The following is a 14,747-nucleotide window of genomic DNA, read 5'->3' as shown; positions in this document are numbered from 1 at the left end:
AAACGTTCTATATTTATTAATATCGAATATTTTTCTTCTGGTAATGCAGGTTTTTAATCAAAGGATCTCGAAGCACCTAAAGTAATATTAACAAAAGATGATTCGGCATTATAACTATATCCAAGTCCATTAAAGGAAGTTGGTCCTGTCCTTATGTAGTGTGATAAATCCCAATCTGTTCCCTTTGATCCTGTAATTTTGTTTCTTGGTCCATTATAACTAATTCCAAAATCAAAACTCCATTTATCAAAGAGATAACTAAATCCCGCTGCGACTACATGATGCAATGAAAAGAATCCTCCAGTTGATCCACCTAAACCATTACTCTTAATGGGAAGTGTATTGTAACTATAACCCAATCGATAAATCCAACTTTCACTTACTTTGTGTTCCAATCCAAGAAGGGCCGCAAATTGATCTCTAAAATTTAATTGAGCATCCCCCGCTTGTACATTTCCAATTGGTGTCGAAAGCCATGGATCTTCTAACTTTTGAGTGACCTTTCTTAAATAAGAACCATAGTTTGTATAAACAAAATCCAAACCAACTTTGAGATTGTCTGCACCAAAAGCAAAACCTAAGGAATGTTTTTCAGGCATATTGAAAAAATAAGAAACACCTGTTGTCCGGTAGTATGCTGGATTATTGATACCAACAGTATAGTGTCCATTCATTGGCAAGGCAGCATGTGCTTGGTAAGAATATGCAACACGTAACCATTCAGTAACTTTATAGTTTAATCCAAAAATTCCACCGATTGCAAATGACTTTTTACTACTTTCATAATAAGATCCTGTTCCAGGGACTTCAATAGAACCAGTTAAATCATAATATTTTTGATTTAACCTTTGGTATCCATACAAACCTTCAATACTGATACCAACAGAAAGTTTTCCAAAATCATAAGATATACCATTTACCAATCTCGCAATAGCAAATTCATTAGAATTTGATTCTTTAATTTGAGGATTGTTTCCAATTCCTGTTGGAAGATTCAAACCACCCCAATCATTTAACGTTTGTCCGGTGGGAGTGTTGCGAGTAATTTTGTCAACACCACCTTTGGCTCCTCCCGAAACATAAAAGGCGATACCATAATGTAAATTTTCTGTGATCTGCGTTTTAAAAGCTATATAAGGCGCAGGTGCATTAATTGCAGATTTTTTATCGTTTGTATAGACGTATTGTGGATTGGAATCTATAAAACGATCTTGGTACCTTGTATAAATAGTTGAATTAGTAGCTCCAAATTCCAAAAGTTTCCCTTTTTTTAAGGAAAGGTTTGCGGGATTAAGTGCCACATCAATAGCCGATCCACCTAACGCTGTATTTGTTCCAGCCAATCCTTCATAACGAGCGTTAAATGCATTTCGAGTGAGCCCATCGATTGCTTCAATGCGATTTCCGTTAATGATTACAAAAACCAAAAAAACAAAGTAAAAAGTGTAATTTTTGTTCTTTTTTAAGTTCATTTCATTTCCTTAGGAGACAAAATGTACGCATCCAAGTCATCACCCGGATCCAGGTTAAAAGGTAAAACCTCTAATTTAAAGAAACATATTTCCAGTATAACAGATATAAATCTAGTTTAACTCTATATTCTGTTCAATTTGTATAACATCATGCTCACCTTATTTTTGTTATAGATTCAAACTATCTCTCCATTCAGATCATTTCCTAAATGATCACACAAACAATTCTTTAAACTCTTTTGCGTCTTTGGCAGGGGATGCTCCAAAAAATCGTGAATATTCTCTATTGAATTGCGATGTACTCTCATAACCAACATCCAATGCAGCGTCAGTCACTGAGTAACTACTATACGTTAAAAGTTTTCTTGCTTCTAGGAGTCTTAACTGTTTTTGAAATTGTATCGGGCTTAAACCGGTGATGGATTTGAATTGCCTATGAAACGTAGTGATTCCCATACAAGCCCTATTTGCCAATTGGTCAATTTCAAAGGTCTCAGTAAAATTTTGTCTGACCCATTGGATTGTTTGGTGAATGCCAGATCCCTTTTGATGCGAACGAAATAATTGTCTAAGTCGCCATCCTTCTGGTCCAATCAAAACATGATATAGAATTTCTCTTTCGTATACTGGTGCCAATGCAGCAATATGTTCTGGTGTTTTCATTAAACGCAACATTCGTAACCAAGCTTCTAAAAAAGGAAGAGTGGCTGGACAGGCAGAAAATTCATAATTATTTTTATTACCATCGAAGGAGTTGGAAGTATCTTTTAATAAATCCAATAAGGCTTTTTGATCTAGTTGAATCGCAACAGATAAATACGGAAGGCCATTGGCTGCCTTTCTTACATAACCCGTTGCTGGCATTTCGGTGGGAATCACAAAATAAGAGGGCCCTTCTAAGTGAACTACCTGAGTTCCAATTGAAATTGTTTTTCCACCTTGAACAACAAGACCGATTAAGGGTTCATATACGGCCGCAAGCTGGCGTGTTGGAACATCCCCCTGGATCATCAGCACACGTGGAAGACCTGTTTTTGTAGGTTCCGTTGTGGCACTGGCACAAAGTCCCACGATTTCATTCAGTATTTTCTGCACCATTCCATCCTAACACCATTAATGCTTTTAGGCACTCAATTCTCAGAAAAATCAATATATTTAAGGAAATTTTTCATCAAAAAAATATAGATCGGCAGTTTTAGGCAATAATAAGGTAATATCGGATCTTGTTTCATTGCCTTCTTTCGACTATATTTCTTTTAACGAAACTTACAAACAATGAATCCTTGTTCCAACAGAAAGGAAATCAATCCTTCCCTCTCTTACGGGTGTTCATTTGTAGTTCAAGTTTACAAAAGGAGTCTATTATGAAAATAGCAATCATCACTGGTGGTAGCAATGGTATTGGAAAAGCAACAGCCTTAGAACTTGGCAGAAGAGGAATCAGTGTGATCCTCACTTACAACTCTTACAAAGACCGCGCGGAAGAAGTCGTCAAAGAAATCGAAAAGAACACGGGAGTTCGGGCAATCGCTTTAAAGTTGGATTTAACCAAAAAGGAAACCTTTTCTATGTTTGTCGATGAAGTTAAAAACAAACTTACAAACATTTGGAACCGAACCAGTTTTGATTACCTTGTAAACAATGGTGGTATTGGAGGCCCAATGGCATTTTCTGATTTAACAGAAGAATACTTTGAGCAAATTTTAAACACCAATTACAAAGGTCCAATTTTTTTATCACAAAAACTTGTGGCTCTTATGGAAGATGGAGGTGCAATCGTCAACACTTCGAGTTCCTCAAGTACAAAAGCATTTGTTGGTTATTCCATTTATGGTTCTTTAAAAGCAGCATTGTCTACTTGGACTCGTTACTTAGCAAACGAACTAGCACCTCGCAAAATTCGTGTAAATGCTGTATCACCTGGCCCAACACATAGTAACTTCGGCGATGGCGTATTTGATAAATATCCTGAATACATCAAACCTTTAGCTGATCAAACTGCATTTGGTCGTATAGGGTTTCCTGAAGACATTGGGAAGGTTATTGTCAACTTTCTCTCAGATGATTTTGGTTGGGTCACTGCCCAAGACATTGAAGTGTCGGGAGGACATTTGCTCTAACACTTTTAGAACATCATAAGCCCTCTTTCGTTTAGAGGGTTTTTATTTTTGATGCAAAACTCAGGTTTACAACTAAGCAGTTTTCGTTCTACTGTTCCACACAAAAGATAACGGAAGCTGTGTTACAATTTCCTAACGTTGAGGTAAATATGGAAACACTACTTGTAGCAACACCCGCATTACCTGTGCCCGTTCCAAAGCAATCAATTGAATTCAAACTACCTAACTACCATCCATATATTTTATATGGATTAAGATTGTTTGATCGGTATATAAACCAATTCTTCAGAATCTGAATCGTTATTTTTGTATTTTTCACCCATCACTTCAAAATGGGGACGATGGTCCAATTGAAACTTTGAATTTGGTAACCAATTCATAAATATATTTTGGAAAAAAGGTCCACCTTCACTTGGTAGTCCTTGATAAACAAATTCTGCATACATTCCACTAACAATTTCAAATCCTTCCATTCCTTCTGGAATATCTGCTTTTTTGGAAACTTCTACTCCAGCCCATTTTTCATAATTTCTAGTCGGATTAAAATTTTGGAAATAATCTGAAGGATATACTGATAAAGAAATGAGTTCATTCGTTATACGATTGGCAATGGTTGGTATCTGAGGAATAAATGATTTCCATAAAACTGGTGTTAAATTTCCAACCAAAGACATTTCCATTTTTTTACCCACAATCCACTTTCTTTCGATTGTAACAATTTTGGCATCCATAGGAAATGAATCTTATTTCAAAGTAGTTCCATCAATCAACTTTCTAAAAATCCAAATTCATAATGCACTTGGGATTTCAATGAAAGAATTCGAATGAAAAAGATAAACTTATTTTGTAAAAGTATCCGCTACGCATACAAACTTCTTGACGAAAATAGAAAAAATTTATATACCTTTTGGAATGTTCGCTCCACCTAAATAACATTTGCGATTTACGAATGGCGAAAAGAGATAACGACCTAAAATTATCTGCTAATTTACTGATTCAAATTTAAACTTTCCATCCATTGGGAATAACAACAAGTGAGGAGAACTATGAGAAAACTAATCATGTGGAACGTAATTACATTGGATGGATACTTCGAAGGGGAAAAGAACTGGGATTTAAGTTTTCATGGACTAGTTTGGGGAAAAGAACTAGAAGAGTTTAGCCTCACGCAACTTCGCTCGGCCGACTTGCTTGTGTTTGGTGCCACCACCTATCAAGGGATGGCTGATTATTGGACAAAGGCCACAGAAGAAGAAGGGGAAGTCGCAAAGTTTATGAATCAAATTCCAAAACTTGCCTGCTCGACCACTCTAAACGTTGCCAACTGGAACAATACCACCATAACCAAAGATGCTGTTACCGAAATTTCAAAATTAAAAAAAGAAGGAAACGGTGATATGTTTGTGTTTGGAAGCGGAATCCTATCAGCCTTACTTATGAAAGCAGGTTTATTCGACGAATATCGCATTTGTATTGCACCTGTATTTTTAGGAAAAGGAAGGCGACTTTTCCAAGAAGGAATTCCGAATAATCAATTAAAACTTGTCGAAACTAACCCACTCTCTACTGGTGGAGTGGTACTTTTTTACCAACCAACAGAAAAATCATAATACTAAATTCAATTTTATAAAAAGGAAGTTTAACGATGACGACAAACAAATTCGATGATTCACTGAAAGACGGCCCTCACAAACAGTTACAACAACTGCTTGGTCACTGGGAAGGGAAAACAAAAACCTGGTTTGAAAAGGATGTTTTGGCAGATGAATCAGCTGCAGAAATTGCCATCACTAGTCTGTTTGGTGGAAGATTTATTTCTTTAGATTACCATAGTAGTTTAGAAGGAAAACCTTTTGAAGGGAAAATGATCATTGGATTCGATATTCCATACCAAAGGTATACAAGTTCTTGGATTGATAGTTTTCATATGGGAACTCAAATTATGTTGTCTAGTGGAGAACCAAAGGGAAAGGGATTTTCTATGAACGGCTCTTATGGGAACCCAGAATATGGGGAAGCCCTTTGGGGTTGGAGAACCGAAATTCAATTCCTTAGTGAAAAAGAGTTCTCTCTGACGGCTTTTAATATTTCACCTGAAGGCGAAGAAGCAAAGGCGACAGAGACATTTTATAAGAAAGTGGGATGATGTTGCTGAAACCCGAGCGGGTTCCGTTGATTTTTCAGTCATCTGCCATCTAACAATAGCAGGTGACCAATTTCTACTCATCCTTAACTCGGGATTACAAATTAAAAAGTCAGTTCGAAGGCTATTGTTGTCTTCCCTCAATAATTTGTAACAAAATCACTATCGCAATTCCCAATCTTCGATCTAGTGCGTTTGTATTATCGGAAGAAAAATCAATATTAAATTGTGGAACAAAAGGATTAAAAGTTTGTTTTAAAACTCCCACCTGAGTTTTGTTCAAAGTAATGAAAAAAGATTGAGGAATTAAATTGGTTAAAAACCTACGAAGAATTGCCTTAAACATACTATCTTCATCGATAGAACCTATGACTTGGTCTTTTGTGTCCAAAATTTCCCAAGAATCTTTTAGTATCGATTTAAATCCTTTTCTACGAAGAGCTCCAATTGCTTCATTGGAAGTAATATCAACCACATCATAAACTGCAGAAAAATCGATCACACTACGTGCTTTTATTTTTAAGAGTTCTTTTGTTTTTGTTTCATCTGCATAAACCGTAATGTCTTCTTTTAACTTAAAAGCTTTTTGTTTTACGAAAAAGAGAAGGTTCGTTTTGTTCTCGTCAAAGATACGAATTTCACCACCAAAGAGTTTCAAAAAACTTTTTTTAGCAAAATATTTATTAAATGTGTACTGTTGCATAGGCAACGATTGTAACAAAACCTTACCAAACTCAAGTCAAAAAATATTTCAAAAGGGATCATGAATTTCCAAAAAATACTTTACATAAATAAACGAACGATCGTACTTTTATTTATGAGCAAGGGTGAAGACACAAAATCCATGATTTTGGACAAAGCAGTCCAAATGGCGAGCATCCAGGGTTTGGAAGGACTAACTATTGGAACTTTAGCTGATGAATTGGGAATGTCCAAAAGTGGGCTCTTCGGTAAATTTGCTTCCAAAGAAAACCTTCAAATCGAAGTCCTTCGGGTCGGTAGCGAACTCTTTCGAAGGAACGTAGTTTATCCTGCACTCAAAACCAAACCAGGTTTGACCCGACTTAAAACAGCATTTCAAATGTGGTTGTCGTGGGCAGATACGGATAGTTTACCGGGAGGATGTTTGTTTTTGTCATCGAGTTCGGAATTTGACGATAAACCTGGTATTGTAAGAGATCATTTGAAAAAAACACAACTCAGTTGGCAAAAGACATTAAAACAATTTGTTCAAGATGCGAAAGATACTTTGGAATTAGATGCTAACACAAATGTAGAAAAGATGGTGCAAGAAATTTGGGGACTCATCTTGGGATTTCATTTTTATAACAGACTTTTGGAAGATAAACACTCTGAAAAAAGGGCCAAACAAAGTTTTAATGAATTAATCAAACGGCACCAACACGAAATTTAGAAAAGATTTTTATAGAGATTTTTAAAAAAAGGAGTTTTGAATTATGGAAACTAATAGCACGATCGTTCGTACTTTAAATAGAACTTATCCATTAACCTTGGAAGAAAAGTGGGCCTTTGCCAAAAAAAGGCCAATGTTCTTTGGGTATGTGGCTGCAGGGTATTTTCTATCTACTCAGAAACAAAAACCATCGAGAAAGGAAATGGATGTATTAGCACTAGCCGAACAAAAAGAATTTAAAGAAAAAGAACACCGTATTCAATACTTTCACTGGAAAGGAGAAAAAGAAACAGTTCTTCTCGTTCATGGTTGGAATGGACATACGGGAAATTTTTCAAGAATCATCCCTGCTCTTTTAGAAGAAGGTTATAATGTGATCGGAATCGATTTACCAGGACATGGATTTTCATCTGGTAGGTATTCTAATATTGTTTTGTCCGCAAAGATTGTACGTAGACTCGTAAAAGACGTTGGAAATCCAGACTATATCATTACACATTCATTTGGTGGAGCAGTTGCGACCGTAGCACAGGAATTAGGTGTTGAGGCGAGTAAGTTAGTTTATATTGCACCACCTTTGCGTTTGGAAATTTTAAGAAAAAGTTTTAGTGAATACTTCAAGTTTACTGAAGAAGAAAGTGAATCTATGCGTTTGATTTTAGAACGAAAGGTCAAACAACCTCTTAGTAGTTTGGATTTAGAGAAAGCAGGTCCAAAATTTAATAACTCACTTCTTGTAATTCACGATGAGGATGATTTGGAAATCCCGTTTGCAATGGGACTTGCAGTTTCAAAGGCATGGAGAAAATCGAAGTTAGTTCCAACAAAAGGTCTTGGTCACAAAATGATTTTGCGAACCGAGAGTGTTAAAGATGAAATTATTAATTTTTTAAAAGAAAATTAAAACAGAATCAATTAAACTAACTTAATATAGATTTATGTTAGTTTAATTGAGATTGACCGAAATTCTTAAAAGAATAACTAACTTTGACTCATCGATGCGAGTTTATTCGATTCATCTTTAATCATTTCAATATGTTCTTCTAGATCTTTTGAGGCACGGCTGATTTCGTTAACTTCCATTTCAAGTTGAACAATACCTTTCGATGCCTCTTTTTGACCAAGTAACTGCTCTTTGGTGGACTCGGAAATTTGTTTAGAAAGTTCTCGAATCTGTCCCAATTCAGTCAAAATGGCAGACAAAGTATTTCTTTGTTCGATATACAAACGGTTCATATCTTGGATTTCTACAAGTGTTTGGTTCAATCGATCAATTTGAGATTTTGCCAATTCGCCCGTTTCTTTGGATGCATTTCTTGCATTGGCGATGATTTCTTTAGAACTTTTTACAACTACTGCAATTCGTTTTACGTTGTTTTTAGTAAACTCAGCAAGTTTACTGACTTCATTAGCAACAACGGCAAAACCTTTTCCAACATCCCCTGCTCTCGCAGCTTCAATCGATGCATTTAACGCCAGTAAGTTTGTTTTTTCCCCAATCTCAGCAACGATGTTATTAATTTCGTTTACTTGGTCAAAGGAAGATTGGATGGATTCTAGATGAGTAGCTGTTTGATCAGCCACTTCTGTAACTGACATACTTTCTTTTTTATTAATCTCAGCAATTTCTACAAGTCGTTCACTTTGAACAAGGATTTGGTCCACAGTTTCTTTAAGAATTTCTGTGTCTGATACCATTCCTTGAACTTTGTTATTTTGTTCTTCAATCGAAGTTCCATTAGATTCAAAGGAACTCGAAAGTTCGGAAATCACTGCAGTAATTTCTTCTAAGGAAGCCGCTTGCGATTCTAGTTTTAAGGAAGTTTGTGAAACAAAGTTACTAAAGTTAGTGATAGAACTTTCGAGTTTTACGGCAGCGTTTGCGGAAATTTTATTTCTTTCTTTAGTTTGGTTTAACAAAAGTTCTGCTTCGTCTGCTTTGATTTCAGCAAGCGAGCTAATCTTTGTTAAAAGCTGAACTAATAAACTGACAATATAACCAGCAATCATAATAAAAATTGGTTTCATTACTTCGCCAGCCATACCTACATATCCCATTTGGCGAGAAAGTTCAGGATCAACAGAAAGTTTGATTCCGCCTATGGTCACAGCACAATACAATGCAATCGCTGTAGTGATTGCCCCGATAAATGAGTTTAACAAAACGAATTTTCGATCACCTAAAAATCCAGAATAGATAGCGTTAAAAAAGAAAATAAAATATACCACTGCATTGGCAAGAGCGGCTTGTGCTTCTTTTAAACTGAGAGTGCAGTCCATAATTATGGTTCCACCGAGAACCAAAGTATCGAGTAAAATCAATGATTTGTGAAACCAAGTTGGTGGGTTTGTTTTTCTTTCTAAAAAATAAGCAATTGCACAATAGAATGCCATGGTGCATGTTCCGATCATATGGATCAAAAACATCTTTGGTTGGAATTCATCCTTTGCCCCGATCATAGCGAGAAGGAATAAAAGAACCAATCCAAATCTGATTCTGTTGATTATGATTTTCCCTTGTTTCCAAAGATCTGCAATTGATAACACTAAATACCTCGATTCATTACATCACCAGAATGGTGATTAGGCGCAATATTTTATTGTCCTTATTCATCTACGGATCAAAATCCAAGGAAACGATCTGTAATTTTCATATTTTTCTAGGAAATTTGGATTTTTTGAAGAAGAACGAACAATTTCAATTCTGATTCCAAGATATTTTTTTGGTAAATTTAGAAAGAATCTAGAGGAGTAACTATTTCATTTCGAGAATGTACTAAGATCGTCCTTTCGGAAAAGTTTCTACTAAAAAAAGCAGGGCCTATTTTTTATAATTTAATTCTAACTTTGTTGTACAATCTGTTCTTTTGATTGATAATCTAACAACCTTTTATCGAAGTGATTCAAGAGTAAAACTAAGAGGGAGAAGTTCATGACTGCAGGTTATTCTGGAAAACCACTTGTAGAAAAATTAGGGATCAAAGAAAACATGGTCCTCCACATCATCAATCTTCCCTCCGAAGACTTTACCAAAACCTGGGGAAGTTTTCCCAAACAAATCCAGATCCTAGACAAACCAAAACAGGGAATGGACTTGATTCATTTTTTTACCACAACCTCAAAAGAATACTGCGAAAAATTACCAAAGTTAATCAAATACTTAAAACCAAATGGAATGATTTGGATCTCTTGGCCCAAAAAAACTTCTAAAATTCTTTCGGATATGAATGAAAATTTAATTCGAGATTTTGCTTTGGAATTGGGACTTGTCGATGTCAAAGTCTGCGCCGTGGATGAAGTTTGGTCGGGTCTAAAATTGGTCATTCGAAAAGAAAATCGAAAAAGTTAGGAAACATATTTTTGAATAAAAGTCTCAAAAACGAATTATATTCGTTTTATATCTTCAAAATCATTCCCACCGATTCCGAAAATAGAATTAGTTAACAAAAATTCATCTCTCAAAAAATCAATTCAGATTTGAGATAGAAAAAATTAGTACAAATCGTCCTTATATGTGGTTTGACAAATTAAATCGAAGGATCATGACGTATGATTCTATTTGTTTTTGTTAGGATAGGACAAAATGAAATTCAATAGCCTAAAGATTGTAATCATCTCTCTAAGTGTTTCTGTCATTATGGTTTTAACCTTAGGGATCTCCTCGTTTGCGTATTTCATAGGCAAAGAATACATCGTCGATGCATATATTGGCGAAATGAAAAACGTTGCTAGACTCTCAGGAAAACAAATTCAGAATTTTTTTGATGAACAGTTTCTATTGGCTGAGTTAACTGCCTCAAATCCCGAATTTGCCGAACGATGTATCAAAAAAGATCGTAAGTATCTAGACCAACTTCTTGCCAATTTAAGTAATAAATTTGGGGTTTATGAAAATGTTTTTTTGTCCACTGCAGAAGAGAACCCAATCGTTTTTTCTGATGCCACGGGAAAAGCCATTGGATTTCGTTGGGGCAACACAGGCTTTGATGCCAATATCAAAGCTGTTCTCGAAGGAAAACCTCTTTTGAGTCAAGTGAATCGTTCTCCTGTCACACAGGAACCAGTGGCCGTATTGACCATGCCAGTGTTCCAAGGAAGACAAGTGGTGGCAATTTTTGCTTTTGCCATTTCTTTAAACCATCTCACCGATGAAGTGGTGAAGGATGTCAAAATTGGAAAAGAGGGTTTTATCGCAATCACTGATAAAAAAGGCCAAGTCATTGGACACCCAGATAAATCGTTAATATTAAAATTAGATCTCCAAACACTTGATTGGGGAAAAAAGTTACTCAGTCTCAAATCTGATGAACATATGGAGTATTTCTTCGGCAAAGAAAAAATTGCGACAGTGATCGATGTTGGTCAGTACAATATAAGACTAGCTACCATCGCATCCAAAGGAGAGATACTTACTGTTGTTCATGATATGTTATTGAAGATAGGAATCTTTGCTTTTGTCATATTAAGTCTTTCTGTTTTTGCTTTGTATCGTTTGATCACACAAAGACTAAAACCCATTGCAGGACTCCGAGATCTTTTCAAAAAAATGTCTGCTGGTGATCTAAGCCAATCACTTGCAATCATTCACGATGATGAAATTGGTGAACTCAGTGGTGATACCAATTTATTTTTACAAAGTCTTCGAAAAAGTGTATCAGAAATTCAATTTATTTCCCAAGAACTTGCTTCCAGTGCGGGACAACTTTCTTCTAGTTCTGATAGTTTTTCCGGCGGAGCACAAGCGACAGCAGCCTCCACCGAACAGATGTCAGCAACCGTTGAAGAAATGTCGGCAAGTATGGAAAACATAACTGGTTCGATTGATATCCAACATCATAATATTTCTCAATTCCAAATTAAAATCCAAGAACTCGCAGATAGTGTCAAACGAGTGGCTAATGAAATCAATGTAACTCTGGGTCGTATGAAATCAATCTCCAACCAGGCAAAAGAAGGAGAACAGTCTCTTACTGGTATGAATGATATGATCAGTAATATTTTGAAATCATCGGATGAAATGAAAGCAATCATAGCCATCATCAACGAAATTTCAGACCAAACACAACTTCTCGCTCTTAATGCTGCCATTGAGGCTGCACGTGCAGGCGATGCTGGTAGAGGATTTGCTGTTGTGGCCGAAGAAATTTCAAAACTTTCGATTCGAACTGCTTCTTCGATTAAATCGATTTCGGAAATGATAGGCAAAAACTCAAAAGAATTGGATGGAGGTGCCAAAAGCATCCAATCCTCCACTTCTCTCATCCAAGAAATCATTCAAAACATCAATGGTGTTTCCGAAGCAATGGATTCTCTGTACACCATTATGGGTTCCCAAGCAGAGATCAACCAATCCGTTTTGGAAAATTCGGGAGTAGTCAAAGGAGAATCTGACCAAATCAAAGTGGCCGCTGACGAACAAAGAGGAGCCGTTCGTGAGATTACGGATGTCATCACCCAAATCAATGAACATACCCTCAATACTGCTGCAGGAGCAGAAGAGATGTCTTCCTCAGCGAGAAATCTTTCTAACACCGCAGATAAGTTGAAAGGCATCTGCGACCAGTTTCAATTATAGGAACACTAGCGGAAGGGATCGTAGCGGAAATCCTTTCCGTAGGAAAGATTGCAGCGAAGTGCCCGGTCCGCTCCCTAGCGGAGCCGCCTAACAACCTGTCCTGAATCACCAATCGTTAGAAAATAGAACCGTGATGTTTTTGTAATAATCATCTTTGGTTTTGTAACAAACTGAAAATTTGCTAAAAAAACGTACAAAAAAAGCCCTTCTCCTGTGTCTGTAACCGAATTGTAACAATTCTGTCATCCAATCCCAACAGTACTTCAATACGTTTGTAACCAGACTGAAACATTGAATCGGAAGGGAACCTCCGGTGTCATAAATCCAAATCAGTCATGACTAGAATCGAATGAAGACTATCTCAAAAGCCATTTTGGCCTTCCTCATCTTTGTAGGGACAGTTTCTGCGGAACCAGAAGCTCCACAAACGGAAGCCAAAGAAAATAAAAAAGAATCGAAAGAATCACAAGCGAAAGTTTACCAAGAACTCTACGAAGACACGGAATCAGGCCAAATTTTTACGAAACCTGGTCCCAACCGAGTGAAAGTAGAATACAACCGTCCCTTAAAGAACGGAAATGCCACCACACTTCCCGATGCCTTTGCTCACAGGCCTGACGATACGAGCAAAGAAAAACTTACAATTTATGGTCGAATCCAGTTTCGTGGAGTTTCCGGATCGCAGGACTCACTTTTCAATAATGGACATCGTGATTTTAATACCGTGGATTGGAACTTCCGAAGGTTGCGGTTGGGCGCCCAATATGAAAACGATTGGTGGGGAACCAACATCCAACTTCGTTTGGAAAATATGCTCAACCGACCAGATGTGGTACAAACCACCAGCACTTTAAATTATTTAGATTCCAACGGCAGACCAGCTACCACTAGTTATGTGACTAATACTAGATTAAAAGACAACCGTGGTTATATTCACGAAGCTTTTGCTTACGCAAAAATTCCGTATGGTGGATTACGATTTGTGTTTGGGCAATTGCCAACTCAATTCAGTAGAGAGTATTTACAATCCTCTGCAAACTTTGTTACTTTAGAACGAAGTATGATCGTAAATGCAATTCCGCAGTTTGATAATGGTGTGATGATCCAAGCCACTCCGCTCAAAGAAATTGATCATAAATGGGAAAGATACTTACAACTTTCTCTTATGGTGAGTAACGGAAAAGGGGGTGGTGGAGACTACGGAACAGGAAGAAGGCAAGATTTAACAACTGCTAATCGATATGGTGCAGTGAATACTTCCCCTATCTACTACGCAAGAGCACAAGTGAATGTATTTGGTGGACTCAAACGAGAGTCAGATGGAAAAACGGTGAACTGGCAAGAAGGGGAAGAAATTTTCCAACGAGAATTAAAATGGTCAGTTGGTGCGGGTTATGTCCAAACTCAGAATTTAATCACTCCAGCATTGTATGTTCCTGAATACACACCAGGGACAACAAGTGGAATTCAATTATTAACAGCACAAGGTTCCAATCCCGATCGTGGAAGTTTGGATGCCAATGGAAATCCTAACTTTTTGGTTCAAAACTCTGTACCAACTTTAGCTCGACCTAAGATGGGTCTTGTGGGTCATACATACGATACTACCTTCACTTATAAAGGGTTCTATTTGTCAGGTGCCTATACAAAGTTTGGCGGGGCTGCCTCCAACGATTTATTCGGATACCATGGAACGATTGGATATAATATTCCCTTTTTGGATCGATACCACATCATGCCTGTGTTTAAATATGAATATATCCAAGGCGATTTTAATAGAAATGGAAAAGTGGATCCTACCGATTCATTACGAGTGTATTGGGCAGGTTTGAACTTGTTTGGTGACAAACACCATTTTAAAGCTCAACTTTATTACCAAGTCCTTGGCAATCAGTTTGATGTAAATCCGAGCACAGGAAATGCAATGCCAATTGATGATAGAAGAGTTTACCTACAATTTCAGGCAAACTTTTGGACCGGAGTTGTTTCTCCTGAAGCTTACAGTTATAGACCAAACTAAGAG

The 14,747-nt window shown here is 36.8% G+C and carries 13 protein-coding genes; 8 read left to right on the top strand and 5 right to left on the bottom strand.

All coding sequences use genetic code 11. The annotated features are described in order from the left end of the window. Window positions 1–53 precede the first annotated feature (53 nt). Complete coding sequence (locus CH364_RS15720; protein WP_100743569.1) at window positions 54–1,472, bottom strand: OmpP1/FadL family transporter; 1,419 nt, start codon at window positions 1,470–1,472, stop codon at window positions 54–56. A 213-nt stretch (window positions 1,473–1,685) separates the two neighbouring features. Then, a complete protein-coding gene (locus CH364_RS15715) occupies window positions 1,686–2,567 on the bottom strand; it encodes an AraC family transcriptional regulator (RefSeq protein ID WP_100744697.1) in 882 nt (293 codons plus the stop codon). 269 nt (window positions 2,568–2,836) lie between these two features. Between CH364_RS15715 and CH364_RS15710 the strand changes: the two genes are divergently transcribed. Next, on the top strand, window positions 2,837–3,592 hold the full coding sequence (locus CH364_RS15710; RefSeq protein ID WP_100743570.1) for an SDR family NAD(P)-dependent oxidoreductase: 756 nt from the start codon (window positions 2,837–2,839) through the stop codon (window positions 3,590–3,592). A 251-nt stretch (window positions 3,593–3,843) separates the two neighbouring features. On the opposite strand, the gene CH364_RS15705 is transcribed toward CH364_RS15710, so the two are convergent. After that, window positions 3,844–4,323 (bottom strand): GyrI-like domain-containing protein, encoded by a 480-nt coding sequence (locus CH364_RS15705; RefSeq protein WP_100743571.1) that lies wholly within the window; start codon window positions 4,321–4,323, stop codon window positions 3,844–3,846. A gap of 315 nt (window positions 4,324–4,638) precedes the next feature. Here CH364_RS15705 and CH364_RS15700 point away from each other — a divergent pair, with 315 nt between their 5' ends. Next, on the top strand, window positions 4,639–5,202 hold the full coding sequence (locus CH364_RS15700; protein WP_100743572.1) for a dihydrofolate reductase family protein: 564 nt from the start codon (window positions 4,639–4,641) through the stop codon (window positions 5,200–5,202). A gap of 35 nt (window positions 5,203–5,237) precedes the next feature. After that, window positions 5,238–5,738: a DUF1579 domain-containing protein gene (locus CH364_RS15695; RefSeq protein ID WP_100743573.1), complete on the top strand. Its 501-nt coding sequence runs from the start codon at window positions 5,238–5,240 to the stop codon at window positions 5,736–5,738. Between the two features lie 121 nt (window positions 5,739–5,859). Here CH364_RS15695 and CH364_RS15690 read toward each other — a convergent pair whose 3' ends face one another. Then, a complete protein-coding gene (locus tag CH364_RS15690) occupies window positions 5,860–6,438 on the bottom strand; it encodes an LURP-one-related family protein (RefSeq protein ID WP_100743574.1) in 579 nt (192 codons plus the stop codon). A 114-nt stretch (window positions 6,439–6,552) separates the two neighbouring features. Here CH364_RS15690 and CH364_RS15685 point away from each other — a divergent pair, with 114 nt between their 5' ends. Together CH364_RS15685 and CH364_RS15680 are read left to right on the top strand one after the other, a co-directional pair. After that, window positions 6,553–7,149, top strand: a complete 597-nt coding sequence (locus tag CH364_RS15685) for a TetR/AcrR family transcriptional regulator (RefSeq protein WP_100744698.1) — start codon at window positions 6,553–6,555, stop codon at window positions 7,147–7,149. Between the two features lie 43 nt (window positions 7,150–7,192). Then, window positions 7,193–8,053 (top strand): alpha/beta hydrolase, encoded by an 861-nt coding sequence (locus tag CH364_RS15680; protein WP_100743575.1) that lies wholly within the window; start codon window positions 7,193–7,195, stop codon window positions 8,051–8,053. Window positions 8,054–8,130: 77 nt separating this feature from the next. Here CH364_RS15680 and CH364_RS15675 read toward each other — a convergent pair whose 3' ends face one another. Continuing rightward, complete coding sequence (locus tag CH364_RS15675; RefSeq protein ID WP_100743576.1) at window positions 8,131–9,696, bottom strand: methyl-accepting chemotaxis protein; 1,566 nt, start codon at window positions 9,694–9,696, stop codon at window positions 8,131–8,133. Between the two features lie 385 nt (window positions 9,697–10,081). Between CH364_RS15675 and CH364_RS15670 the strand changes: the two genes are divergently transcribed. The 3 genes from CH364_RS15670 to CH364_RS15660 all read left to right on the top strand — a co-directional run bounded on the left by CH364_RS15670 (window position 10,082) and on the right by CH364_RS15660 (window position 14,744). Next, window positions 10,082–10,498, top strand: a complete 417-nt coding sequence (locus CH364_RS15670; protein ID WP_100743577.1) for a DUF3052 family protein — start codon at window positions 10,082–10,084, stop codon at window positions 10,496–10,498. A gap of 234 nt (window positions 10,499–10,732) precedes the next feature. Beyond that, window positions 10,733–12,724 (top strand): methyl-accepting chemotaxis protein, encoded by a 1,992-nt coding sequence (locus tag CH364_RS15665; RefSeq protein ID WP_100743578.1) that lies wholly within the window; start codon window positions 10,733–10,735, stop codon window positions 12,722–12,724. A gap of 349 nt (window positions 12,725–13,073) precedes the next feature. Then, a complete protein-coding gene (locus CH364_RS15660) occupies window positions 13,074–14,744 on the top strand; it encodes a porin (RefSeq protein ID WP_100743579.1) in 1,671 nt (556 codons plus the stop codon). The last annotated feature ends 3 nt before the right edge of the window (window positions 14,745–14,747 follow it).

The sequence above is a fragment of the Leptospira harrisiae genome, assembly GCF_002811945.1.
Lineage (GTDB): Bacteria > Spirochaetota > Leptospiria > Leptospirales > Leptospiraceae > Leptospira_A > Leptospira_A harrisiae.
The sequence above is the reverse complement of the archived record's forward strand: the minus strand, read 5'-3'. Positions and strand labels throughout refer to the sequence as shown.

Excerpts from the sequence above, each read along its gene's own strand:
- CH364_RS15705 (WP_100743571.1), bottom strand. The coding sequence starts at position 4,323 with ATGGATGCCAAAATTGTTACAATCGAAAGAAAGTGGATTGTGGGTAAA.
- CH364_RS15710 (WP_100743570.1), top strand. The coding sequence starts at position 2,837 with ATGAAAATAGCAATCATCACTGGTGGTAGCAATGGTATTGGAAAAGCA.
- CH364_RS15700 (WP_100743572.1), top strand. The coding sequence starts at position 4,639 with ATGAGAAAACTAATCATGTGGAACGTAATTACATTGGATGGATACTTC.
- CH364_RS15680 (WP_100743575.1), top strand. The coding sequence starts at position 7,193 with ATGGAAACTAATAGCACGATCGTTCGTACTTTAAATAGAACTTATCCA.
- CH364_RS15695 (WP_100743573.1), top strand. The coding sequence starts at position 5,238 with ATGACGACAAACAAATTCGATGATTCACTGAAAGACGGCCCTCACAAA.
- CH364_RS15685 (WP_100744698.1), top strand. The coding sequence starts at position 6,553 with ATGAGCAAGGGTGAAGACACAAAATCCATGATTTTGGACAAAGCAGTC.
- CH364_RS15670 (WP_100743577.1), top strand. The coding sequence starts at position 10,082 with ATGACTGCAGGTTATTCTGGAAAACCACTTGTAGAAAAATTAGGGATC.
- CH364_RS15660 (WP_100743579.1), top strand. The coding sequence starts at position 13,074 with ATGAAGACTATCTCAAAAGCCATTTTGGCCTTCCTCATCTTTGTAGGG.
- CH364_RS15690 (WP_100743574.1), bottom strand. The coding sequence starts at position 6,438 with ATGCAACAGTACACATTTAATAAATATTTTGCTAAAAAAAGTTTTTTG.
- CH364_RS15720 (WP_100743569.1), bottom strand. The coding sequence starts at position 1,472 with ATGAACTTAAAAAAGAACAAAAATTACACTTTTTACTTTGTTTTTTTG.
- CH364_RS15665 (WP_100743578.1), top strand. The coding sequence starts at position 10,733 with ATGAAATTCAATAGCCTAAAGATTGTAATCATCTCTCTAAGTGTTTCT.